Here is a 25,573-nt window from a genome sequence, read left to right as displayed (position 1 = left end):
TAGATGTTTTAATAAAACTTTTTATTATTCTCAACCACCTTTGCGATGTATATCGGTAATTCTTCGATTTTCGATTCAAGAAACTTTTGTGCTTTTCTACCAATATGTTTCTTACTTTCAATATAATAAGCACAAATCGAAATTTCATAGTCAAATAAATAATCATACACATGATAATCTACAAATAGAAGATCTTCTTTTGGAAACGGGATTTCTTTTCCTTGTAATGCATACATTAAACTTAAATGATTTTTCGATCTCACTCTATATAATCTGGCTAACTGATATAATGATTCTGCCCTACTTGGCCTATATTCCCAAGCATTTTGAAAATACGTAACCGCCAGAGAAAGAAGTTCTTCTTCTTTTTGAATGAAACTTTCCAATTTCTGCACACTATTTCCAACCTTACTTCTTAATTGCTCTTGTTTTATTGCTAACTGCTCATAACAAACTCCAATTCGCAATAATGAATAAAATACTTCTTCTCTCCATCCCCCAGCCTCAACCCTTTTTTTGTACCATTTAATAGCTTCCTCAAATTCTCCTAAATGGTAATAGGTTTGAGCTAAATAAAATAAATACCGAATTTTCAAGTCTGGTGTCGTTTCTGGATCTTTTATTCCCTCCAATAATAATCGTTTATCTCTTTCAAATTTATCACTCTTACTTCCGCCATCTCCTTGATCATTTACAACAAGGCCATCTAACCTTCCCACTTCTTGTTGATAATCCGTCCCTAGTTTTGAACGATCTATATCCCAATATTCATGCGTAACCCCAACAGATTTCCAAGAAAGAGAGGCTTTTAATAATCTAGTAAGCCAATATTTAATATGAATATCGTACTGCATTGTCAAATAATGATCTTTCGTTAAACTACTTTTATCAAAATTCGCTGTCTCTTCTAAAACCATATCCGCATCAAGCACTAATAAATAATCTGATTCCGGATATGTTTTTTGTGCTAACGCTACTGCCAGCGTACGATTATAGCCAAAATTTCGAAACGGTTCATGGTGAACGGTCCCAGGTATCTCATTGTCCTTACACCATTGTTCTATTATTTCAGGCGTATGATCGGTAGACCCCGTATCACAAATCGATACAAAATCAATAACTGGTTTTGCAGAATTTAAACATCGCTCAATGATTTTCTCTTCATTTTTAACAATCATACAAAGACAAATTTTTTTCTCTTCTTGCTGCTGTCCACTTTTCACCTTACCACCTCCATTTTTTATAAATAAATCCCTCTATGTATAACTTGGATTATAAACACTCCTACTTTACGTATTCTTTTACTATTTATGAAAGCATTATTTTATTTATTCTGATTTTCATTCTACTGACTCCATCTTAACTTAAATGAGAGCTGAACTGCTCATAACAGCCCGATTGATGAAGCCCCCCACTAATTAAAGTTTTCCTTTATCTTCTTCCCTATTTTTTACGTTCAGTCTACAAAGAGTAAAACAAAAAAACTTGCACATTTGTACAAGTTTCTTCTCCAAAATAATGAATCATTTTTTTACAACAGCATGTCCGCCAAATTGATTACGAAGCGCTGAAACAACTTTTCCGTGGAATGTATCATCTTCTTGAGAACGGTAACGCATAAATAATGACATCGCAATGACTGGAGCGGCTGCTTGTAATTCAAGGGCTGTTTCGACTGTCCATTTTCCTTCTCCTGAAGAATTCATTACCCCTTTAATTCCAGCCAATTTAGGATCATCCGCAAACGCTTTTTCTGTTAAATCCATTAACCAACCACGAATAACGGATCCGTTCGCCCATACTTTTGCCACCTCTTCATAGTTATAATCAAAATCACTTTTCTCTAAAACTTCAAACCCTTCAGCAATTGCTTGCATCATTCCATATTCAATACCATTATGAACCATTTTTAAGAAATGACCACTTCCAACACGCCCTGCATAAGAATAGCCATTTTCTACTGCTAAATCTTTAAATAAAAGCTCCAATTGATTAAAGATTTCTTTTTTTCCACCAACCATTAAGCATGCCCCATAGCGCGCACCTTCTACACCGCCTGATGTTCCAATATCTACATAATGGAGCCCTAATCGTTCTGCTTCTTCAGCACGGCGTAACGTATCTTTATAGAAAGAGTTTCCACCTTCAATAACAATATCTCCTTTATCTAATAATGGATAAAGCTCATGTAATACTGAATCTACAATTTCTCCAGCCGGTACCATTACCCAAATGATGCGAGGTGATTCCAGCGTTTCCACTAGTTTCTTTAATGTAGGACGAGCAGCAATTCCAAGCTGTCCTGCTTTTTCTACAAGCTCTTGATTCACATCATAAACGACTACGTCGTGTCCATCTTCATGTAAATGTTCCGCTAATGGGAAACCCATTTTTCCTAATCCGATTAAACCTAGTTTCATATTCATCTAACTCCTATTCTATATTATAAGATTTAATAACGAAATGAGTCCAAGTGCTACAATTGACAGAATGGTTTCCATCGCTGTCCATGTGAATAGCGTTTCCTTTACCGTCATTCCGAAGTATTCTTTAATCATCCAAAAACCAGAATCATTCACATGTGATAAAATGAGTGATCCTGCTCCTGTTGCAAGCGCTAATAATTCTACATTCACTCCTGGCATACTCGCTGCAATCGGTGCTACAATTCCAGCTGCTGTCATCATTGAGACTGTTGCAGAACCTGTTGCAACTCGAATAAGTGCAGCAATCCCCCACCCTAATAGTATTGGAGAAATATGCGATTCTTTCGCCATATCTGCAATTGTAGTGCCGATACCTGAGTCTAATAACACTTTATTGAATGCTCCGCCTGCTCCAATAACTAACAGTATGTTCGCAATCGGCCCTAAACAATCATTTGTAAATTGTAATACTTTCTCTTTTGAAAATCCCTTTGCATAACCAAGGCTAAAGAAGGAATACATCGTTGCTATTAATAACGCAACGACAGGATCTCCAATAAAATGCAATGTCTTTGCCAATTGACTTGTTTTTTCTAATGCTACTTCCGCTATTGATGCTCCAAGCATAAGTAATACCGGAAGTAAAATAGTAAATAACGTGTTTCCAAAGCCAGGAAGTTCTTTTTTCGTATCCCTTTCATTCAGCTGCTCTGCTACATCTTTTGGAACGTTTTTATGTATACGAGCACCAATCCATTTACCGTAAATCGGTCCTGAAATAACTGCTGTTGGAATTCCAATGATTAACGCATATAATATCGTTTTTCCTACATCCGCTTTAAAAATACCAACTGCAGCCATCGCAGCTGGATGTGGTGGTACTAACCCATGTACAACAGATAGACCTGCTACAAGCGGAATACCAATTGTTATAAGTGAAACACCTGTTTCTAATGCAATTGTAAATACAAGCGGGATTAATAATACAAATCCAACTTGGAAAAACACTGGAATGCCGACTAAAAATGCAACAACCATCATTGCCCAATGAACGCGCTTTGTTCCAAAACGTTCTATAAGGGTATTTGCAATTCTTTCAGCACCCCCAGACTCAGCCATCATCTTCCCAAGCATTGTTCCTAAAGCTAAAACAATCGCTAAAAAGCCTAACGTATTACCAAGTCCTAATTTAATAGAATCAATGATCCCCATTTCTTTTGACGACGTTGCAATCAAAGGCATCCCCATGGCGAGCCCAACTCCGATTGCAGTTAAAATTAAAGCGACAAATGGATGCCATTTTGCTACTGTAATCAGTAATAGTAATATGACAACAGCCGCTAGTACAATCCCAACTACCATTTCTCCCAATCCCCCTACTGTTTACGTTGGAAAGCAGCTATACAATCAAACTCTTCTTTCAGACGATTGTAAAGTCGTTCATACATATAGAACATCTCTAAATATAAAGCCGTATTTTCTTTATTTGGTACATGATGATGAACAATTTGGATCCAATCTTTCACCTCTTCTAGTGAATCAATCTTTCCTATCGCATATAAAGATAACGCGGCTGCTCCTAGTGCAGATGCTTCATGACTTTCCGGAACAAGCAACTCTTTGCCCATCATATCCGATAACATTTGTCGCCAAAATGCTGATTTTGCAAAACCACCTGAAACACGAATCTCAGACAGCGGTCCTGTTTGATCTCGAATAGCAAGTGCTACAGAATAGACACTCATACAGACGCCTTCCATAACAGCACGAATAAAATGTTCACGTTTATGTTGCAGATGAATGCCGAAGAACGTACCTCTTGCATTTGCATTCCAATACGGAGAACGTTCTCCTGATAAAAATGGTAAAAATAGTAACCCATCAGCTCCAGCTGGCACACTTTCAGCATATTGAATTAATAAATCGTATGGGTCAATACCTAATTTCTTGGCGACTTCCTGTTCTGGACTACCAAATTCATCGCGTAACCACCTTAATAAAATGCCTCCATTATTCGTCGGACCGCCAATTACCCACTGTTTGTCTGTCAATGCGTAACAAAACGTTCTCCCTTTCTCATCGGTATTGATGTTTTGTGAAATGGTTCGAACAGCACCGCTCGTTCCGATTGTAATAGCTGCCTCTCCCGGAGATATCGCACCAACACCGACATTTGCAAGAACACCATCACTTGCTCCAATAACAACTGGCGTATTTTCAGAAATCCCCATCTTCTGAGCCAGCTTCACATTCATTCCTGACAAAATATACGTAGTCGGTACAGGCGTTGATAACTGTTCAGGTGATAGCTCCAGCATTTGTAATACATCTCCGTCCCAGTCTAATGTTTCTAGATTGAATAGACCTGTAGCTGATGCAATGGAATAGTCAACAACATATTGTGCAAATAATTGATAAATCACATACTCTTTTATAGAAATGAATTTATAAGCTCTCGCATATAAATCTGGTTCTTCCTCTTTCATCCACAACAATTTTGAAAGTGGAGACATCGGATGAATAGGTGTACCTGTTCTACGATAAATTTCATGTCCATGCATATGCTGCAATAATTTTTCTGATTGCTTTATACTCCGATTATCTGCCCATATAATAGATTTTGTTAATGGACTTCCTTCTTTATCTACCGCAATGAGTGCATGCATCGCAGTACTAATCCCGATGGAAGAAATATCGGCCGGCAGCACGTTCCCTTTTTTAATGGCAACGCTTACAGTTTTATATACAGCGGAACATATTACATCAGGATCTTGTTCAGCCCATCCCGAATGCGGCTGAATAATTGGATAATCAATTGCATGTGTTGCAACTACTTTCCCTTTTTCAGTAAAAACAACCGCTTTTGTACTTGTGGTACCGATATCAATCCCGATTACTCTCCCCCTTGTTTCCATACAAATCTTCCCTTCATTTCTAGCAAAATATCGTTTAGTAACCGTTTACACAAAACAGTATATAAAATATTTTTTCTTAAATCAATATTTTAAAAGAAAATTTTTTTCATTAGTAAACATAAGAAAGAGCAATGTATACAAGTACACTGCTCTTTATATTCGCTTCATTGAAATTGTTTCGCGTATACTTTGCAAATTTTGTAATGTTTCTTCTTGACGCTGCATTGACAATCCTACATACAATGTATCTAATAAACTAAGTTGTGCTAATCGTGATGAACTTGCTTCCGTCCGAAATTCCGTTTCGCGTGTTGACGTATATAACGTGATATCCGCCAATTGACTCAATGCAGATTTCTGATAGCTAGTAATCGCAATGATGCGTGCTCCTTTTGTTTTCGCTACTTCTAGTGCTTCCAGCAATGCTTTGTTGCTTCCAGAATGAGAAATTGCGATGACAACTGCTTCTGTCGTAAGCAACCCAGCTCCCATAATTTGAAAGTGCGAATCAGTATGAGCAATGCAAGAGATACCCGTTCTCATAAATTTATGATAAGCATCCATTGCGATAATGCCTGAACCACCATTTCCATAAAATTCAATACGTTTTGCTAGCTGCAATATATGTATTGCTTCTTCTAACGCTTCCTCATTTAATAGATGTAAAGTATCTTGTAACCCTGTAATATGCGAATGAAAGACTTTTTTTGCAACAGTTACCATATCATCTTCTGCAGACACTTCTTCGTGAATATTTTGCATAGGTGTATGTACAATTTCACGTGCTAATGTAATTTTCAAATCTTGAAACCCTTGAAATCCAAGGTGCTTACATAAGCGAAAAATCGTTGCTTCTGAACTATTTGTAATATCCGCTAATTCCGTAATTGATTTATGTACAACATCTTGCGGATATTGTATTATATGTTCAGCTATACTTCGAAGCTTTGGCGATAAGCCATTTAATGAAGCCTGAATTTTCCCTATACCAACTTTTGTACCAGGCATGTTATATCTTCCCCTTCCATATGAGTTTTATTGTACCTAATTATGCGAAGAAGAAAAACCGTTATTTGGTATCTTTATCTATTTTTTCATATTTCTTGTTTTACAGCGTAAAGTGCTGCCTGTGTCCGATCTTCTACTTCCAGCTTTGCAAGCACATTTGAAACATGTGTTTTCACTGTTTGCTCTGTAATATGAAGCTCTACTGCAATTTCTTTATTACTTCTCCCTTTCGCAATTTCATAAAGAACTTCTTTCTCTTTTTGTTAACAATGACAAGCGATTCTGTTTCATCGCTTCCTTTCATATCATATGCAATTTCCTTCAACATTTTTAAACGCATTGTCTCCTTTTCTGTTGCTGTATCATCCATTTTTATCACCCAATAGCATTATAACATCACGAATTTTCTAAATACTACTTCAAAAAAAAAGAAGCTGAATTGCTCAGCTTCTTTATTCTATATCAATAATATTTCTATTTTGTTTCACTTGATTAGATTTTGGTAACTCGATTGTTAACACACCATCTTTAAATTTTGCTTTTACATTTTCATTTTCTACGCCGTTAAATGTAAAACGACGAATAAATGAACCTGTAGAGCGCTCTTTACGAATATATGTGCCATGTTCATTTTTTTCTTCTACTTCATGATTTTGAGTCGCTTGAATTGTTAACATATCGTTTTCAAAGTCAACTTGAATGTTTTCTTTTTGAAATCCTGGTAAATCTGCTTCCACTACATATTTATCAGAATCCTCTTGAACATCTACTTTAAAAGTATTCATGTTCATTGGTTTAAAGAAAGCATCTGTCATCATCTCAAATAAAGAAGACCCAAATTCTGCAACACCATTTCTACGATTTGTTAATTCCGGAAATAAATCACGCATATTTCATTCCTCCTTATAAGATATGAATGAAAGATTAACTCTTTCTGTCTTTATTATATCAAATAGTCAAAAAAGGTCAAACTATTTGCTTGATTATTTGATTATGTACTTTTTTCCATTATTTCTTTATTATACGGTATGTGAAATTCAAGATCTCACTAAAAAGAATCACGTTTGTGGGATCTTGAATGATAGACAAGAATAAGACACTAAAACATATGAACACAACGGTATGATAGTAGTACCGTAACTCACGAACCTATACGGTCTGTCGTGAGAGTGGTGATGGCACACCGCAATCTTGCACGTCAGCGATACCAGAAATGGACTTCGCCTTTAGTAGCAAGAATCCCACTAACTTTTAGGGGCGGGCGTGTCAAATGATAGGAAAGTCAATGAAGAAAATAAAAAAATTCCGCCAGAAACGGAATTTTTCACTTTAATCATCCTCTATAACATGTATTACCTTCTCCACCAGTTATGTTTTAGCTTGTGATTTCACCCATTTTCTATTCAATGATTTCAGTATGAAAACAAAGTTTCATGTGATTGATCATGGCTTCACCAAGGTCAGTAAATGTTGCGACGCCTCGCTTATGTATTGCTGTTTGAAATCCTTCTGCATCTGCTCCAGCTATTGTCAAAAAGTCACAAATGTCCGTACATACTCCAACAGTATGCACTTTTTCCACTTCCAAGTTTTTCAAAGTAGCGGCCAAATCTGTTTTAAAGAATGCATTATAATTTGTTTTTGGGACATAAATTACATTTTCGTTTCCTTTATTTTCTTGATACCATTCATATAATTCACCATATAATTGTTGCCCTTCTGTATTCACAATATTATGGGGCGTCCATAATTGAAAATGAGGATCATCAGGCTGGTGCGCATCCATTGTAACAACAACAATATTCTCTTCTTCTAAAAAGCGAGTTGCTAATTCTGTAATATACGGTACAATTTGTTGCGCTGGTTTACCAGCAGTTAAAGATCCATTATCCGCTACAAAATCATTACTCATATCTACAATTAATAAAGCCTCTTTCCCCATATCCCTTCAACTCCTACTGTCAAATAGATTTTCACTCTGTCTTTGTACTGTTTTTTCAAACCTAATTTTAAACCCTACACTGTTTCATAAACGTTCTACTTGCTCGCATCTCGATTTGTTTCATACTAAACAATAGAAAACGTGCTTTTACGACGTCATATGTTGTATTCGACACTTTCAAACAAAATACCTACAAACATGATAACGATTCTAATCATTATGTCCCTTTCATTCTATATATAAAAAAAGTACACTACCTGTGTAAGTAATGTACTTTTTTTATATATTTTGTTAAGATGCTGGCTGCGTTTCAAAATTCGCTTGTTTGAAACTTACAACGTTTCCTTTTGGATCATTGTTCTCAAATTGTACTGCTGTAACTGTATGATGCCCAGTCTCTAATGTTGTTTGTTTTAATGCCACTGTTGTCTGCGTTACACTCGTAACTTGGTATTTGTCTGCAAATATATCATCTACGAATACAAACGTTTCTTTATCACTTTGAAAATTAGTGAGCTCTACCTCAACTTGTTGTATTAAAGTATCTTTCTTCACAAACACGGTTGGTACATTTCCGTTTTCCGAAGTACCATCTGGCGTAATGACTTTTACTTCTCCTTCCCCCATCGGACTTACTCCTTTAGGAAAAGGAATTAAATTTTCATCACTTGCATTTACAACTTGTTCTTCTTTCACAGACTGCACTTCTTTCATTTCATTTTGCGCAGTACATCCGATAAGCAATAAAGCAGACAATCCAGCGATTATGAATTTTTTCAAAATCCATTCCCCCTGTCTATTGGTCCCTTTCGTTTATTATACAAAAATAGTTTTATGTTCTAAAATTCATTTTTAACACTTACGTGAACAAACTTGTTTATTCGCGATTACTATATCATACTTTCTTTTTTAACAATATTACATTTTTCAAGAAATTTGTGGAACCTCCTCTTTCTATTTCATTTTAACCCATTTTATTTAGGAAATATTCATATGAGAAAAAGAAAACAGACATTGATCAAAGCAATGTCTGTTTTACCATATCATCCTTAAAAAATGAATTTTGTAATCTCTTTTACTTCTTTTCGTGCGAGCTTCCTTGGATGATCTTTTGGATATCCTAATGCAATCACCATATTCATTTGTTTTTCTCGCTCTATTTGTAAATACTCTCGTAATTCATTTTGCGCCAACAGCACCGGCCCTGTCATCGGACATGTGCCTAGCCCTCTTGCATGTGCTGCTAACATTAAGTTTTGTGCTGCTAAGCAGCTGCTTTTCATTCCTTCTTCTGCCCATACTGCCTCTGGAACAAACGAAATAGGATCAAATATTTTTTCGCGAAATTTAGATTCATACGGTGTTGCTAAACATATAATTAGCACCGGTGCATCAGAAAATGCCGTTGCATATGGTCCAAAGGAACGCGTGAGCAGTTTTCCTGCTTTCTCTTGACCGTTCTTTGCAGCTTGATCAGCCAATTTATGTAATGCTTCCCATGTCATATTCTCAATATCTTTAATTTTATCTCGATTCATAATCACAATAAATTCCCATGTTTGAGAGTTTGTATCACTTGGTGCATAGCGAGCACAATCAATAATTTCCTCTATGTCCTGAACAGATACTTCTTGTTCTGTAAACTTCCGTATACTTCGTCGGCCATGAACTATTTCTTTAAATATTTCATAATTCATATGATAATGTCCCCTTTTATAACGTTTTCAAAAGTCATCCTATTCCTTGCATTATATCACGAAAAAAAGCTGGGAGAATATCCAGCTTCTTTTTTCTTGCAATACTTAATTTGTTACCTTTAAAGGGGCAATACTTTCTTCATAAGCGGCTTGTAATTTTTTTGTCACAGGTCCCCTTTCTCCATTTCGAAATCGCTCATTTCCTATTTGAACAACTGGAAATATTTCAAGAGGGGTTGCAGTAAAAAAACATTCATCCGCTTCATAAACTTCCTGCAAAGAAAATTCTCTCTCCTCCACTTCAATACGTAAAGACTTTGCCAACGAAATCACATGATGACGGGTAATTCCATGTAAAATAAACTGATTAGCAGGATGTGTAATCAATCTATTATTCTTTACGATAAAGAAATTAGAATGACACCCTTCCGTAACAACTCCATCTCGAACCAGTATCGCTTCTTGATATCCTTGCTCATGAATTTTATTTTTAATCATAATGTTAGGAAGCAGATTTAAGGATTTAATATGGCACAACTTCCAGCGAATATCTTCTTCTACCGTAACTTTTATTCCTTCTTCCATTGTCTGAGTAGGTCTTGGATATGGAACAATGTTTGCAAAATACGTAGCTTGTAAATTCGAGTCGTATACATGATCTCGAGGCTGAACACCTCGTGAAATTTGAAGATATACATTCCCATCTTCCTTACATTGATTTTTCTCAATCAATTGTTGAAGTTGCTCGATAAGTTCTTCTTTTGTAAAAGGGGGAATCAAATGAATTTCTTTCATAGATGTAAAAAATCTTTCCAAATGTAACTCTAGTAAATGTGGCTTTCCGTTATACAATCGAAACACTTCGTAAATTCCATCTCCAAACTGCAATCCTCGCTCTTCTAACTCTATCGTCGGCCTTTCTTGCTTTGTATTTACAATTCTTCCATTAAATAAAATCCATTCTTTATAAACACCTGTCAATTCCTTCACCTCTTTACAGCATATTACTTCTATTGTACACCTACTCCCCTTTAACAAAAACAATTTTCTGATATTTCAATCTATAAAATACATACTGAAAATGGATTGCGGTCTCTATCCTTCCCTTCAATATCCCCGCTCTCTTCCTTTCTTCTATCTATACTAGGAATCCATACACTTTCATGTATATACGAAAACCGCCTTATATATGGCGGTTGTTATCATCTCTGTTTAACCAATTTAAAATAAATATGTAAGACTGATAATGAGTATGGCGTATACAAAATAGACAAAATAAAATGAGAAGCCCAATTCCGCTATATAATAAGCCAAATTTCAAAATAATACTTAACAGCGGTGGAAAATGAATAATATTTTGCACCAAAAATAAAGTAATTAGTAAAACGAAAAAAAACGGAGTATATTGCCATTCGCACGGCTTGCGTTTTATTCGCATATTTCTTCGCATAAAAAGTTGGCACATTTCTGCAATAAAAAAGCAACTCCCTATTAATACAAGACCGGTTGTTATCGACATTCCCCCACCTGCCTTACATTTATTTAAGTGTTAAAAACGTTTTATGTATCTATTTTCGTCTAACGTAAAGCCTACTCCTTCAAGAAAAGCTCTTGCTTTATCATTTACATTTTGGATTGCTACTTTTATCTCTTTTATTTGTCTATGTTTTATCATCTCCTCAAATGTAAAATAAGCATTCGTACCATATCCATAACCTTGATAATCAAAATGAATGACAAAATGAGATAATTGTGCACTTTTATCTTGAACGACATAACCAATTACGCCAATATATGTATCATCAGCTTTTATACAATATTGCACGTCTTCTGTCTCTAAGCCGTGGGAAGCAAACATTTCCTTAACTACTTCTTTTGTACCTGCATTCACTTTTTCAAATGTAATCATACATTGTCCATCCTTTTATTCTTATTGTATCAAGTATAGTGTGTATTTATGAAAAAAACCTTAAGATCAAACGTGACCTTAAGGTTTTTTTAAATTAAACTAAGCTATATGCACGCTTTGTTTCTTCATGGAATTTATTTGTATCATATTTATGTTCAACAAAGATTTGATGCCATACCATAAATGCTAATACTGTCCAAATTTTACGGCTATAATCGCCTTGATCCGCACAATGCGCTTCTAGTAAGTTTAATACATATTGCTTATCGATTAAATGCTCTGTTTTGCTTTCTTTAATGATATTAACAGCCCAGTCGTGCATTTCATCTTTTAACCAGTGACGAATTGGCACCGGGAATCCTAGTTTCTTACGATCTAACACATGATCTGGAACAATTCCACGTACCGCTTCACGTAAAATTGCTTTTGTTGTTCCGTTAGCGATTTTTAATTCTGTCGGAATTTTTGAAGCAACGTCAAATACTTCTTTATCTAAAAATGGTACACGAAGCTCTAATGAATTTGCCATTGTCATTTTATCCGCTTTTAATAAAATGTCTCCACGTAACCATGTGTACATGTCAATATATTGCATTTTACTTACATCATCATAATCTTTAATTTCATTATACAATGGTTTCGTGACATCCATATAGTTAATACTTTCATTGTAGTGCTTCATGAATACTGCTTTTTCTTCTTCACGGAAGATTTTCGCATTGCCATAGTAACGCTCTTCAATTGGTGTACATCCACGCTCTAGGAAGCTTTTTCCTTTAAATCCTTCTTTCAGTGCTCCGCTCAAAGCTTTTAAAACAGCTTTTCCTGGAGTAGGAATGTAAGAGAACATTTTTAAAGAATTGGGCTCACGATAAATATTATATCCACCAAACAGTTCGTCTGAACCTTCACCAGAAAGAACAACTGTTACATGTTTACGCGCTTCTTTTGCAACGAAGTACAATGGTACTGCTGCTGGATCCGCTAATGGATCATCCATATGCCACATAATTTTCGGGAATTCATTCATAAACTCTTGTGGTGTTACAAATACACTATAGTTTTTCACACCTAACTTCTCAGCAGTTTCCCTCGCTACGTCTACTTCACTAAAGCCGCGACGTTCAAAACCAACAGAGAACGTTAGAAGATTTGGATTCATTTCTTTTGCAATAGAAGCAATAATAGATGAATCAATACCACCAGATAAGAATGAACCTACTGGTACATCACTGCGCATATGCACTTTTACTGAATCATATAGTACATCGCGAATCGCTTGAATATGCTCTTCTTTCGTTGCGTTTGAAGCCTTGAAATATGGCTTCCAGTAACGATGAATCTCCATCTCTTTACCAATTTCTTTTACAAAATAATGGCCAGGTTCAATTTTATTGATATCTGTTGTCAATGTTTCTGGTTCTGGACCATATTGGTACGTAAAGTAATGTTGTAGCGAAGTTGGATTTACACCTTTATCTTGCATAACATGCATAATACTTTTCTTTTCAGATGCAAAGAATGTTGTATCCCCTTCTGTTGCGATGTAAAGAGGTTTGATGCCGAAATGATCACGCGCTCCGAAAAGTTTTTTCTCTTCACGATCCCAAATCATAAAGGCAAACATACCGCGAAGGTAATCCACACACTTTTCTTTCATATGTGCATATAACGCAATAATTACTTCAGTGTCAGATTGCGTTGCGAATGTTGCCCCTTTCTCTAGTAACATTTCTCGCAATTCTACATAGTTGTAAATTTCACCATTAAAAATAATTACATATCGATCATTTTCATAAGTTAGCGGCTGATGTCCTGCCTCTAAGTCAATGATACTTAAACGGCGGAAGCCAAATTGTACATGCTCATCACGAAAATACCCTTCGTCATCTGGACCACGATGGAAAATAATCGTGTTCATATTTTCAAATTGATGTTTTTCTGTTTCTGAAAACTCTCTAGGGTTTTCACATAAACATCCTACAAAACCACACATACTTCTTACCCTCTTTCAGTTTTCATTCTGTTTCTATACTACTATATCAACCCTATTTATACTAGCATAATCAACTTAATATGGCGACAAAAACTATAAAAAAATCACTCCGTTTCGCATTTTTAGTATTTTTTTATATAAACCTGAAAAATACGCACTCACATTTCTCCACTTTTGTCATATGATATTGCAAATTGATTTCTAGGAGGGATCGTCATGAGCGAAGAGCAAAAAGAGTCGTCTTCACGTCCACCAGCCCGAAATTACTTGAAACAAATTGATGATTTTTTCGAGCAGACACCTCTTCGTAACGTAATTGCTGATTTGAATCATTTTTTCCAAAAGGGAAATCGTTTATTAACATTCCCCGTTGATTTATATGAAGCTGGTGAAGAACTTGTTGTTACAGCTGAACTTCCAGGTGTCCAAAAAGAACAAATACAAATCGAAATGCAAAGCGAATACTTAAAGATTTCTGTAACTGAAGATATTCTTGAAGAAACAGAAGACAAAGCTTCGCATAATTATTATCGTCGTGAACGCTCTGTTTCAGAATCTTCTCGTATGATTAAATTACCCTATTTAATAAATAAAAAGACCGCAAAAGCTACTTATCAAAATGGTGTATTAGAAATTCGTGTCCTAAAGCTTCCGCAGCAACATGATATTTTATCCATCGATTAATTTACAAGTGAATGTATTTTAAAAAGAAGGATGCTGAGCATCCTTCTTTTAATCCAATAGCCGTTTCATATCACGCAATATATCTTCATATGGAGTATTACTAATTCCACTATACTTTTTCATTACTTTCCCATTTTGATCAATTAGATAAAATGATGTTACATGAACAACCTGCCCATTTTCTGGCTTTTCAACAAGTGCTTGAAAATTTTCTTTTGAGAATTTTTTTATATCTTCTAACGAATACCCTGTTAATAAGTTCCAATTACTTGTGTCATCTGTAAATTTTTGTATAAATGTTTTTAAATTCTCCGGCTTATCTACTTCAGGGTCTACGCTAAACGAAACAAATTGAACATCTAATTTTTGTTCTTTTGCCATTTTTTGCAATTTCGCCATATTGGCAGTCATCGGTGGACAAACTGTTTGGCAATTCGTAAACATAAAGTCAGCTACCCATACTTTTCCCTTTAAATCTTTTGTTCCAAATTGTTTTCCATCTTGATTTATATATTGAAAAGTTTCTAAGTCCCAATTTAATGGTTTACGGAGTTTTGATCCTGAGCCGCATCCTGCAAGTATAAAGAAGCAAAAAACAACTATGAGACCAATCAGCTTTTGATAACGCTTCATTTTCAACCCTCTCTTCTCTTTCCTTAATATGTATTTTAAGTTTATCATAACAAAAGTAAACACTATGAGAAAATTGTTTATCCTATTTGTTCACGAAATCGTACGAATTGATAGATATTCGTTTCATTTGCAAGTAAATAACTGGACAAACATTTCATTATTTACTAATATTATTCCCTTACAATATCTTCACATTGCATACTTCCAACAAATACATGCTTATTTTGTAAAGAAGTTCAAACCATTCTTTACAAGTTTTTAATGATTCATCAATGCTTTCCACTGTTTTCCTTTACAAGATTTCGGTACAATACAACTAAAAAGATTTTAAATGAGGTGATGTTCATGGCGAAACGCTACGAAAACATGGATACCGTTAGTACAAAAAAATCGATTCGTTCGTTTTTAAAGTGGCGAAGAGAACGTAATTTAGGTAAAAAAGATTTTTCATTTCTCGTGGAACAATCACCTGTAAAGCAAGTTGAATTTTTACGAATGAACAATGAACAAACGACTATTACATGGATCGGACATTCCACTTTCTTCATTCAAACAAACGGATTAAATATTTTAACGGATCCTGTCTGGGCAAAAAAATTAAAGTTTATACCGCGACTTACAGAGCCCGGACTCTCACTACAAGAACTACCTAATATCGACATTGTGCTTATCTCACATGGTCATTACGACCATTTAGACTTTTCAACACTCCGCCAACTAGACAATGATGTTCTATATTTAGTACCTGCGGGACTTAAAAAATTATTTTTACGAAAGAAGTTCACGCGTGTAGAAGAATATAACTGGTGGGAATCTACAACAATTGATGAAGTCTCATTCCATTTTGTTCCATCTCAACACTGGACGAGACGATCATTGTTTGATATGAATACTTCTCACTGGGGAGGTTGGATAATTCACAATGAAACAGCGGACGAAACCATTTATTTCTGTGGAGATAGTGGCTATTTTCGAGGATTTAAGGAAATTGGAAAACGCTTCTCAATCGATGTTGCACTCATGCCTATAGGTGCCTATGAACCAGAGTGGTTTATGAAAGTCTCTCATGTCTCACCTGAGGAAGCCGTACAAGCCTATTTAGATGTGAATGCAACTCACTTCATTCCTATGCATTATGGAGCATTTGCGCTTGCAGATGAAACGCCGAGGGAAGCTATCACACGCCTTCGCAATAATTGGAATTTGCGTATGTTACCTTGGGAACACTTACATGTGCTATTTCTTGGGCAAACATTTCTATATTCTTCCGTACCAAAACAGGCAGAAACTAAAAAAAATTTAGAACCTTTCCAAGCATAGCCTTTTTTCTTGAAAATATATTATATAGAAAAGAGCGGAAGGTGCTTAGATGAAAGAATACTTACAAACACGATTTATCATTAGTGGAAGTGCTTGTATAGCTCTGCTTATTTCTTATTTTTTATACAATTAAAAAAAGCTACTTGAATAAAAATTTCAAGTAGCTTTTTTCTACTCAGCTAAATACATAAAACCGATTGCTCCTGGTCCTGTATGCGTACTGATAATTGGTGTTGTATAGAGAATCTCTGCCTGTGCAAATCCGCTTACTTTCTCAACAGCAGCTTTTACACTTTCTGCAAGCGAAAGTGCTTTTGCATGTGGAATTGCTACTGCCTTCACAGTCTTTCCAGCTATATCTTGTTCAAACAATTTCGCTAATGTTTTTACAATTTGTCCTTGGCTACGCACTTTCGTAACAGGATTATAAACTCCATCTTCAAGGCTAGCAATTGGTTTAATATTTAATAATGAACCAATGAAGGCTTTCCCCTTTCCGATGCGTCCACCTTTCACTAAATTTTCTAGCGTATCTACAACAACATATAAACGAGTGTTTTTTCTTACTTCATCAAGACGATTTAAAATTTCTTCTAATGAACGACCTGCTTGTACCATCTTGGCTGCCTCAAGAACTTGATACGCTAAACCATGAGAAATAAATTGAGAATCGACAACTGTTACTTTTGTGTCTGTCATGGATGCTGCGCTATTTGCGGTTGCAACTGTACCGCTCATCCCACCCGTCATATGAATGGAAAGAACTTGGCTACCATCTTCTCCTAATTTTTCATACATTTCAACAAATGATCCCATAGCAGGTTGTGATGTTTTTGGTAATTCCTCTGACTTCAACATTTCTTCAATAAATTCATCTGGTTGTATATCTATTCTATCTAAATATGTTTGTCCATTTACAGAAATAGATAATGGGATTACATGAATATCATATCTCTCAATCACATCTTGTGATAAATCTGCCGTTGAATCTGTTACAATTTTAATTTTTTGCATATTTTGCTTCTTCCCTTTCCAATACGCTCTCCTTGTTATTATACTAGTATTCCTAATGCTTTCAACCATTTGAAAGCATTTTTCTGTAAAAAATCTTCTCTTTTATGCCCAAAAAGAAAACGGCAGAGCTCATTTGCTCTGCCAATAGTTCCATCATGCATTTTTTTCAAGTGTATTTGCTCGATATACATTTGCGTAATCATTCCACTTTAAACAACTTTGTAAATATTCTCGGAAAGAGTATGAGACCCTCGGGTGTTTTTGTTTTTGAATTTTTGTGATAAATAATTGGAGGCGCGACTGAATCAGAAACGCTAATGGATGATGTGCTTGTAGAACCGGTATTTCGAATATTTTAATACAATTTCCTGTTGAATGAGTAAAGTAAAAACTTTTCATAATCACAATATCAATCCTCTTTTTTATTGGATTTGTAACTTCAGTATAAACTTACAAAGGTGAAAAGTTTGTCTAAATTTCGGAGATTCTATAATTTTTTTCTTTTTTATATTGTATGCGATTATAAACATAGTATAACAAATACACTCAAAAAGTGCCTTTATAATGAGGCACTTTTTGAGTGTATTTCTTCTCTTCTTTGCTTCCTTCTACTTGTAAATTTAGATATAGCAATACTTATTTCATAAATACAAATAAGAGGTACAGCCACTAAGCTATGTGATAAAAAATCAGGTGGCGATATACAAGCAGCAAGAATGATTAATATAACGTAAGCATATCTTCTGACTTTTTGCAGAAATTCCGCTGTTAATAAACCTATGCTTGTTAAAAACATAACAATGACTGGTAATTCAAATATAACCGCAAATGGAATTGTTAAATTTAATACAAAATGAAAATATTTTTCTGTCGTAAACATCGTATAAAACATTTCATTTCCAATTGTTGTTAAAAAATGAAATAAAAATGGCATTACAATAAAATATCCAAAACATAAACCCGCTATAAATAATACAAATAATACAGGAATATACATTAATGTCATTTTCTGCTCACGCGGATGTAATCCCGGTTTTACAAACAACCAAATTTGCATTGTTGCAATTGGAATTGTACAAACAATGGCGAATACAGTAGCAATCGAGAAAAAGATCCATAATACGTCACTCGGACCGAGAACTGTCAGCTTCATCGGTAAATCTTTTACTAACCAAAAATAAATATCTTTCGTAAAAACAAAACCGACTATTAAAAATACGATAAATGATAAAACAGTAATTATTAGACGTTTTCGAAGTTCTACGATATGTTCTACTATACTCATCTCTCGATCTTCCATCTCGTTCACCACACTTCTCTCACCCAATCTAGCAAAAATTCTACTACACTCTCTCGTTGAAATCGACTTTCATATATCGATCATACTCCTTGACTATAAAAACAAGAAAAGCATTTCTAAAAAACACTCTCCTTTTCTATGCATAGACGTTCTTCCTATCTAAGAAATATTTCATATCACGTTTTACTATGATTTATTTTTTCTCTTTCTCCTGAAATGCATCATCCGTTAACTCTCGCGTCGATTTTTTAAATTCTTTTAATGTTTCACCCAAAGACCTTCCGATTTCTGGTAATTTTTTCGGACCAAATAATATAAGTATGGCTACTAAAATTAAAATTAATCCCGGAAAACCAATATTTGATAACATTTCCTCATCCCCTTTTCACTCGATTTTTCCCTTCTACTATCCCATAACCTCATTTTGTCAAAAAATTTCGTAAACGTCAACGAATCTATTATATTTTGTCAAAAAAATTAAAAAATATAATCAATTATACAAATTTTATTTCCTATTTTTATTGCATATGATATGTTTAAAGAGATAGTAATTGATTTTATCGATGGAAGGGATTAATTATGACACAAAAGATAACTAAAATGACACAGTTCGTAAAAGAAGAAATTGCGAATGCGATTACTCACGGAATTGGTGCTATTTTAAGTATACCCGCATTAATCATATTAATTATCCATGCTTCAAAGCACGGTACAGCTTCTGCCGTTATCGCTTTTACAGTCTATGGCGTAAGCATGTTTCTACTATATTTATTTTCAACATTATTACATAGCATTCACCATCCAAAAGTTGAAAAACTCTTTACCATTTTAGATCACTCTGCTATTTACTTATTAATAGCCGGAACATATACACCTTTTTTACTCATTACGCTACGAGGCCCTCTTGGCTGGACACTTCTTGCCATTATTTGGGCATTAGCAATCGGGGGGATTCTCTTTAAGATTTTCTTTGTACGCCGCTTTATTAAAATGTCAACACTTTGCTACATTATTATGGGATGGCTTATTATAGTAGCTATTAAACCCCTGTATGAAAACTTAACTGGACATGGATTTTCTCTCCTTTTAATTGGGGGGATTCTCTATTCAGTCGGTGCTATTTTCTTCCTGTGGGAAAAACTACCGTTCAATCATGCAATATGGCATCTATTCGTATTAGGCGGTAGTACAATGATGTTCTTCTGCGTATTATTTTACGTTTTACCTGTCGCATAAAAAAACTCTCAGCTTTTTCAAGCTGAGAGTTTTTTTATTACTTATGTAATTGAGCAGCAATCATATCCTTTGTATACTGCGTTAATTCTTTAACATCCATACTTCCATATTGCTCAGGTGTAATTGGTTTTGAAATAGTAAGCGTTACATGTGCTGGTTTCAGTCTATTTCCATTCTCTTCAAACATCTTATATGTCCCCTCTATCGTGACTGGTAAAATAGCTACTCCCGATTTGATTGCAAGGTGAAAACTCCCTGCTTTAAACTCACCTATTTCGCCGCCTTTACTGCGTGTTCCTTCTGGAAAAATTACGAGAGAGTGACCCTTTTTTAATCGTTCAATCCCCTCTTTAATCGCTTGAAGAGATTGACGGCGATTACTGCGATCCATAAACACACAATTCATTAATTCCATCCAAGCTGGTACAATCGGAATTTTTTTTATTTCTGCCTTTGAAACAAATCCAATCGACTTATTTAAATATCCTAGTAAAACAGGGATATCCATATTACTTTGATGATTACTTACAACAAGTACCGGTTGATCTTTCGGTACATTTTCAAGACCTTTCACTTCTACAGTCGATCCAGCTCCAGCTGCACGAACCATCTTTTTTCCAAACCAATTTGTTGTTTTATATACAAGGCGATCTTTCTCTTGTGGCGATAGTGTATTTACTTTCTTTTGAATGCGCCACAATCTCGGTGTAATACCGATTACAATTACAATTAAATATAAAGCTTTAAAAAACGTTTGAATCATACAAAACCCCCACCTATTATCATTCCGTCCTTCATTATACTAGACAAACGAGGGAAAAAGAAGAAAAAATGTCCAAACGACAAGCGTTTGGACATTTTTGAGTTTTCTATATTAGAAACGTTTTGCTAATTCACGTGCTTTAGCAATTGCTGCTTCTTTAATTTCTTGTGCTTTTTCAGGATTTGCATTCATCCCTTCGACTGCAAGATATTCTGTGTCAGATACACCGATAAATCCTAATACGGTATTTAAGTGTTGACGACCAAAGTCTACTGCTGCATAGTCACCTTCAGAGTAAATGCCACCTGTAGCTTGGATATGAAGTGCTTTTTTACCTTCTAATAATCCTACTGGACCATTTTCAGTATATTTAAACGTTTTACCTGCAATAGCAATATTATCTAAGTATGCTTTCATTACTGGTGGGTAACCGAAGTTCCACATTGGTGTTACAAATACATAACGATCTGCATTCATAAATGTTTCTAAGTTTGTGTTCATTGCTGTAATTTTTTGTTGTTGATTTTCAGTTAATGCTTCAAAACCTTCACCTGCTGCAAATTTGCCCCAAGCTGCAAATACATCTGCATCAATTACTGGTACTGTTGTGTGAAATAAATCGATTGTTATAACTTCATGTTGTGGGTTTTCATTTTTATATGCTTCGATAAAAGCTTCTCCTACTGCCATACCGAAAGATGTTTCTGCTGAATTTGGATTTGCTGTAATAAATAGAACTTTTGTCATTATATTCTCTCCCTTTATACATTTATCTTTAATTTGAGATTTGTTTTTTAAAAGTAAATTACTTACCTTATGTAAGTATAATACAAAAAGGCTTCTCCTTTGTCAACAAAAATAGTAGCTTTTTTTTCGTAAGTTAATGAGTTATTTAGTTTTACTATATCCCATTATAACAACTTTATAATATTATCCTTAAAAAAGCTATCTCTACTTTAAATAGAGATAGCTCCTCTCGTTATCTATCACTTTTGAAAAACATGCTTTACTTTCTCAGCTGGAATATTGCTTCCACCCCGCCCTTTTACATCTTCAATCATCATTGTAACAATCATGTCAGGTGCATTTAAATCAAAAGCAGCGAACCATCCAAGTTCTTTACCTTCTGCATCTTTTGCTGCCTTTAACTCAGCCGTTCCTGTTTTTCCAGCAAGAGTCATGCCATCAATTTTAGCAATTTTCCCTGTACCATCTGGGTCATTAATAACTTTTGTTAATGCTGTTTTTAATATATCTTGGTTTTCTTTAGAAATGACATTCTCTTTCCAAGCCTTTGGTAGTTTCTCTGTCTTGATAAGGTGCGGTGAAGGTATCGTTCCATCATTTACAATTGGTGCATATGTGAAAGCTAAATGAAGAGGCGTCATTAATACTTGACCTTGTCCATACCCTGTATCCGCCATTTGAATATCATTTTTCATTCCATCATTCACAATTTTTGAAACTGGGAACCCGTACTCAATTGGTAATTTCTCATCAAATCCGAATTTTTTTGCTTCATTTATAAATTTATCTTTCCCAATTTTTAATGCTTGCTGTGCAAAATAAATGTTATCAGAATACTTCATCGCTTTGTCAAAATCAATTGGACTTGCATCTTTTACACGTGTTACATAATAGTTACCCCATGAGGAATCTTTCGTCCATTTCAATCCTTCAATTTTTAATTCTTCCTTCGGATCAATTGTTTTTGTTTCAAGACCAATTGCACCTGTAATAGGCTTAAATACAGAACCTGGTACAGCTAACTGTGTAAATCGGTTCGTCATCGGCTTTTTCAGGTCATTAGCCCAAGCTTCACGTTGCGCTTTTGAAACTCCTCTTACAATGATATTCGGATTATAAGCTGGGCTACTAACAAGTGCGATTGTCTCACCACTTTTCGGATTAATGGCCGCACTTGAGCCTGCTTCTCCTTTCATTTCATTATAAATTTTTTCTTGAATCGTACTATCAATTGTTAAATTGATATTTTCACCATCTACCGCTTCCGTTTTCACCAATGTTTTGATTTCTTTCCCTTGCGCATCTTCCATAAAGACACGCCCACCTTTTTTACCACGTAGCTTTTCTTCAAACACTTGCTCTAAACCAGCTTTTCCAACTGGATCATCCGCTTGATAGCCCTTTTTCGCAAGTTTCTTTAAATCATCAGCATTTACTTTTCCAATATAACCAGTTAAATGTGCCGCCGCTTCTCCTAATGGATATGTACGAACATCTACAGGACGAGTTACAACACCCGGTAAGTCAATAAAATCATTTTGAGTAGCTCCCTCTTGTAAAATGCCAATTGGCACAAGGTAATCTGATTTTACCCATTTTGCATTTAATTTTTGATCGATTTCTTCCACAGACATATTTAATAGTTTCGCAATCGCTTCTTTTGTCTGTGCTGCATTATACTCTAATTTACCAGGAACAATGCTTACTTGAGATGCTTTTCCATTTATGGCAAGCCCTTTCCCGTTGCGATCATAAATTTCACCGCGTTTTGCTTGGAATGTTTGCATACGGATTTTGCTATCTTTTGTCATCCCTGGAAAGATAAAATCAGGAGTCCAGTCTATTTTCCAAACTTCTTTATCCCCACTTTTTTCTTTTACCATTTTCGCTTCGTGTGAAAATGAAATATTTCCACCAACAGTATCCATACTTACTTTAAAATGTACAGGTCCTTTGCCTTCTTGTTCCTTATTTCCCTCACCTGTTTCTACCTTTAAGTTTTTCACCTCAATACCCGCATAAATTTTCTCGTATTTCTCAGTAAATTCTTTTTTAGAAATTTTCTTTTTTGCATTTTCTGATAGTTGATCATACATCTCAGCGAACTTTTGCTTATTCCACGCTTTGGCATATGTATGAAATGCCTCTACTGGCATTTCTTCTTTGCCACAGCCAACTAAGACCAACATGAAACAAAGAAAAAGAGCCCCCCATATTTTTTTCAAACTATTCTCCTCCTCCTAGTAAGCAACGAAATACACACTCTCTTTCATAATAATATATAGTAAAAGGCACATGCTCGTTCTCATTATAGCATCTTCAAAGCAATTTCAGAAACTTTCATCTAACCATGTAAATAAAAAGATTGATGCAAATAAACATATTCACATCAATCCTTTTTATTATTGTTTCTTTTCATATATATGATAGTAATATGTGTACGGGTTCTTCTCGTCCGTTACACCTTTCTCTACAAACACTTCTTTCCACTCTTTCATATCGATTTCTGGAAAGAATGTATCACCTTCAAAGGCATGATGAATCTTCGTTATATATAACTTATCCACATACGGTAAGAATAGCTCGTAAATTTGCGCTCCACCAAAAACAAAGATTTCCTCTTCATTTTTACAAAGTTCAAACACTTCCTCCACAGAATGAGCAATCTCACAACCTTCCACGTAATAATCCGTATTGCGTGTAACAATAATATTTCGTCTTCCAGGAAGCGGTCTTCCAATGGCTTCATAATTTTTTCTTCCCATAATGAGAGGGTGTCCCATTGTTGTTTTTTTCACGTATTGTAACTCGCTTGGTAAATGCCAAGGCAACTTATTATCTTTACCAATTACTCGATTTTCATCCATTGCAACCATAAATGAAATAATCATCTTTTCATCTCCTCTTACAATCAGACTGCAACTGGTGCTTTAATTGCTGGATGCGGGTCATATCCTTCTATTGTTAAATCCCCCATTTCAAAATCAAAAACAGATTTCACATCTGAATTTAATTTTAATGTTGGAAATGGACGTGGTTCACGTGCTAATTGCTTCTTCACTTGTTCAAAATGATTTGTGTAAATATGTGCATCGCCAATTGTATGAACAAACTCTCCTACTGCAAGGCCACACTCATGAGCAATTAAATGCGTTAACAGCGAATAGCTTGCAATATTAAATGGAATACCTAAGAAAATATCTCCACTTCGTTGATATAATTGACAAGAAAGCTTTCCATCTGCTACATAAAATTGGAATAATGTATGGCATGGAGGAAGTGCCATATTTGGTACATCTTCAGGATTCCATGCCGAAACAATTAAGCGGCGAGAATCCGGTGTTTTCTTAATCATTTCAATTACATCTTTTAATTGATCAATCGTTTCACCTGCAGCCGTTTTCCAAGCGCGCCACTGCTTGCCATATACATCTCCTAAATAACCATACTTCCGCGCAAATTCATCATCTTCTAATACATTCTTTTTAAAGATTTCCATTTGCTCATCGTATTGTGTTTTAAATGCTTCATCTTCTTGTGAGCGCAGTCCGAAATTCGTCATGTCCGGCCCTTTATATTCATCACTTTCTACCCAGTTTTTAAACGCCCATTCATTCCAAATATTATTATTATGTTGCAATAAATAACGAATATTGGTATCACCTTTCATAAACCAAAGTAACTCACTTGCAACAAGACGAAATGGCACTCGCTTTGTCGTTAATAAGGGAAACCCTTTACTAAGGTCAAAGCGCATTTGATATCCAAATACAGATACCGTCCCTGTTCCTGTACGATCTTCTTTCTTTGTACCATGCTCCATGACATGGCGGCATAAATTTAAATATTCATATTCAGCATGTTTCATATATAAGAAAAACCCTCTTTCGCATCTATATCTATATGGAGTTTATCATATTAAAAACAATCATGCATACATTTACAAAGTTCTCACCCAAAATATTTATATTTTAAATTAGTTT

General features: G+C 35.1%; 26 protein-coding genes and 1 pseudogene. 3 read left to right on the top strand and 24 right to left on the bottom strand.

Translation table 11 applies throughout. From position 1 onward, the window contains the following. Nucleotides 1-8: 8 nt before the first annotated feature. From MR059_RS05560 to asnB, 14 genes and pseudogenes are all read right to left on the bottom strand, one after another. The gene (locus MR059_RS05560; RefSeq protein WP_048723093.1) at nt 9-1,178 is read right to left on the bottom strand and encodes a tetratricopeptide repeat-containing glycosyltransferase; all 1,170 of its coding nucleotides are present in this window, start codon (nt 1,176-1,178) and stop codon (nt 9-11) included. A gap of 345 nt (nt 1,179-1,523) precedes the next feature. Next, nucleotides 1,524-2,420 carry a phosphogluconate dehydrogenase (NAD(+)-dependent, decarboxylating) gene (gene gnd, locus MR059_RS05555; RefSeq protein ID WP_041809672.1) on the bottom strand — a complete coding sequence of 299 codons (897 nt, stop codon included), beginning with the start codon at nt 2,418-2,420 and terminating at the stop codon, nt 1,524-1,526. Between the two features lie 18 nt (nt 2,421-2,438). Then, complete coding sequence (locus tag MR059_RS05550) at nt 2,439-3,788, bottom strand: GntP family permease (RefSeq protein WP_012094148.1); 1,350 nt, start codon at nt 3,786-3,788, stop codon at nt 2,439-2,441. A gap of 14 nt (nt 3,789-3,802) precedes the next feature. Then, complete coding sequence (gene gntK / locus MR059_RS05545; protein ID WP_012094147.1) at nt 3,803-5,341, bottom strand: gluconokinase; 1,539 nt, start codon at nt 5,339-5,341, stop codon at nt 3,803-3,805. A 153-nt stretch (nt 5,342-5,494) separates the two neighbouring features. Further along, nucleotides 5,495-6,349, bottom strand: coding sequence for a MurR/RpiR family transcriptional regulator (locus MR059_RS05540; protein ID WP_012094146.1), 855 nt, complete (start codon nt 6,347-6,349; stop codon nt 5,495-5,497). 86 nt (nt 6,350-6,435) lie between these two features. Then, nucleotides 6,436-6,634: pseudogene (locus MR059_RS05535) on the bottom strand (response regulator transcription factor); the annotation flags it as partial. 167 nt (nt 6,635-6,801) lie between these two features. Continuing rightward, nucleotides 6,802-7,239: an Hsp20/alpha crystallin family protein gene (locus MR059_RS05525; RefSeq protein ID WP_242161618.1), complete on the bottom strand. Its 438-nt coding sequence runs from the start codon at nt 7,237-7,239 to the stop codon at nt 6,802-6,804. A 509-nt stretch (nt 7,240-7,748) separates the two neighbouring features. Continuing rightward, nucleotides 7,749-8,291, bottom strand: a complete 543-nt coding sequence (locus tag MR059_RS05520) for a cysteine hydrolase family protein (protein ID WP_012094144.1) — start codon at nt 8,289-8,291, stop codon at nt 7,749-7,751. A gap of 291 nt (nt 8,292-8,582) precedes the next feature. Next, nucleotides 8,583-9,071, bottom strand: a complete 489-nt coding sequence (locus tag MR059_RS05515) for a hypothetical protein (protein ID WP_012094143.1) — start codon at nt 9,069-9,071, stop codon at nt 8,583-8,585. Between the two features lie 269 nt (nt 9,072-9,340). Next, nucleotides 9,341-9,988, bottom strand: coding sequence for a nitroreductase family protein (locus MR059_RS05510; RefSeq protein ID WP_012094142.1), 648 nt, complete (start codon nt 9,986-9,988; stop codon nt 9,341-9,343). Nucleotides 9,989-10,093: 105 nt separating this feature from the next. Continuing rightward, nucleotides 10,094-10,969: a D-amino-acid transaminase gene (gene dat / locus MR059_RS05505; protein WP_087094867.1), complete on the bottom strand. Its 876-nt coding sequence runs from the start codon at nt 10,967-10,969 to the stop codon at nt 10,094-10,096. Between the two features lie 202 nt (nt 10,970-11,171). Next, the gene (locus MR059_RS05500; protein ID WP_012094139.1) at nt 11,172-11,507 is read right to left on the bottom strand and encodes a hypothetical protein; all 336 of its coding nucleotides are present in this window, start codon (nt 11,505-11,507) and stop codon (nt 11,172-11,174) included. A gap of 30 nt (nt 11,508-11,537) precedes the next feature. After that, entirely contained in the window at nt 11,538-11,897 is a 360-nt protein-coding gene (locus MR059_RS05495) for a GNAT family N-acetyltransferase (RefSeq protein ID WP_012094138.1), read from the bottom strand. A gap of 94 nt (nt 11,898-11,991) precedes the next feature. Beyond that, the gene (asnB, locus tag MR059_RS05490; protein WP_012094137.1) at nt 11,992-13,893 is read right to left on the bottom strand and encodes an asparagine synthase (glutamine-hydrolyzing); all 1,902 of its coding nucleotides are present in this window, start codon (nt 13,891-13,893) and stop codon (nt 11,992-11,994) included. Between the two features lie 216 nt (nt 13,894-14,109). On the opposite strand from asnB, the gene MR059_RS05485 reads away from it, so the two are divergent. Beyond that, a complete protein-coding gene (locus MR059_RS05485) occupies nt 14,110-14,577 on the top strand; it encodes an Hsp20/alpha crystallin family protein (protein ID WP_012094136.1) in 468 nt (155 codons plus the stop codon). 48 nt (nt 14,578-14,625) lie between these two features. Here the strand turns inward: MR059_RS05485 and MR059_RS05480 are convergent, their stop codons facing one another. Continuing rightward, nucleotides 14,626-15,210, bottom strand: coding sequence for an SCO family protein (locus MR059_RS05480; protein WP_012094135.1), 585 nt, complete (start codon nt 15,208-15,210; stop codon nt 14,626-14,628). A gap of 345 nt (nt 15,211-15,555) precedes the next feature. Here MR059_RS05480 and MR059_RS05475 point away from each other — a divergent pair, with 345 nt between their 5' ends. Continuing rightward, nucleotides 15,556-16,530: an MBL fold metallo-hydrolase gene (locus MR059_RS05475; protein WP_242161617.1), complete on the top strand. Its 975-nt coding sequence runs from the start codon at nt 15,556-15,558 to the stop codon at nt 16,528-16,530. 171 nt (nt 16,531-16,701) lie between these two features. Here MR059_RS05475 and MR059_RS05470 read toward each other — a convergent pair whose 3' ends face one another. The 4 genes from MR059_RS05470 to MR059_RS05455 all read right to left on the bottom strand — a co-directional run bounded on the left by MR059_RS05470 (nt 16,702) and on the right by MR059_RS05455 (nt 19,214). After that, a complete protein-coding gene (locus tag MR059_RS05470; protein ID WP_012094133.1) occupies nt 16,702-17,544 on the bottom strand; it encodes a DegV family protein in 843 nt (280 codons plus the stop codon). A 153-nt stretch (nt 17,545-17,697) separates the two neighbouring features. Then, entirely contained in the window at nt 17,698-17,949 is a 252-nt protein-coding gene (locus tag MR059_RS05465; RefSeq protein ID WP_012094132.1) for a DUF2535 family protein, read from the bottom strand. Nucleotides 17,950-18,103: 154 nt separating this feature from the next. After that, the gene (tatC, locus tag MR059_RS05460) at nt 18,104-18,844 is read right to left on the bottom strand and encodes a twin-arginine translocase subunit TatC (RefSeq protein ID WP_012094131.1); all 741 of its coding nucleotides are present in this window, start codon (nt 18,842-18,844) and stop codon (nt 18,104-18,106) included. A 193-nt stretch (nt 18,845-19,037) separates the two neighbouring features. Further along, nucleotides 19,038-19,214, bottom strand: coding sequence for a twin-arginine translocase TatA/TatE family subunit (locus MR059_RS05455; RefSeq protein WP_012094130.1), 177 nt, complete (start codon nt 19,212-19,214; stop codon nt 19,038-19,040). A gap of 209 nt (nt 19,215-19,423) precedes the next feature. On the opposite strand from MR059_RS05455, the gene trhA reads away from it, so the two are divergent. Then, entirely contained in the window at nt 19,424-20,080 is a 657-nt protein-coding gene (gene trhA / locus MR059_RS05450) for a PAQR family membrane homeostasis protein TrhA (RefSeq protein WP_012094129.1), read from the top strand. Between the two features lie 37 nt (nt 20,081-20,117). On the opposite strand, the gene MR059_RS05445 is transcribed toward trhA, so the two are convergent. The 5 genes from MR059_RS05445 to MR059_RS05425 all read right to left on the bottom strand — a co-directional run bounded on the left by MR059_RS05445 (nt 20,118) and on the right by MR059_RS05425 (nt 25,458). Further along, entirely contained in the window at nt 20,118-20,843 is a 726-nt protein-coding gene (locus tag MR059_RS05445; RefSeq protein WP_242161616.1) for a lysophospholipid acyltransferase family protein, read from the bottom strand. A 111-nt stretch (nt 20,844-20,954) separates the two neighbouring features. Continuing rightward, nucleotides 20,955-21,590 (bottom strand): FMN-dependent NADH-azoreductase, encoded by a 636-nt coding sequence (locus tag MR059_RS05440; protein WP_242161615.1) that lies wholly within the window; start codon nt 21,588-21,590, stop codon nt 20,955-20,957. A gap of 239 nt (nt 21,591-21,829) precedes the next feature. Further along, nucleotides 21,830-23,815, bottom strand: a complete 1,986-nt coding sequence (locus MR059_RS05435; protein WP_242161614.1) for a penicillin-binding transpeptidase domain-containing protein — start codon at nt 23,813-23,815, stop codon at nt 21,830-21,832. 177 nt (nt 23,816-23,992) lie between these two features. Continuing rightward, nucleotides 23,993-24,481 carry a dihydrofolate reductase gene (locus tag MR059_RS05430; protein WP_012094125.1) on the bottom strand — a complete coding sequence of 163 codons (489 nt, stop codon included), beginning with the start codon at nt 24,479-24,481 and terminating at the stop codon, nt 23,993-23,995. A 20-nt stretch (nt 24,482-24,501) separates the two neighbouring features. Next, complete coding sequence (locus MR059_RS05425) at nt 24,502-25,458, bottom strand: thymidylate synthase (protein ID WP_012094124.1); 957 nt, start codon at nt 25,456-25,458, stop codon at nt 24,502-24,504. Between the last annotated feature and the right edge of the window lie 115 nt (nt 25,459-25,573).

Origin of the sequence: Bacillus cereus group sp. BfR-BA-01522, assembly GCF_022662635.1 — a bacterium.
Taxonomy (GTDB): domain Bacteria; phylum Bacillota; class Bacilli; order Bacillales; family Bacillaceae_G; genus Bacillus_A; species Bacillus_A cytotoxicus.
The sequence above is the reverse complement of the archived record's forward strand: the minus strand, read 5'-3'. Positions and strand labels throughout refer to the sequence as shown.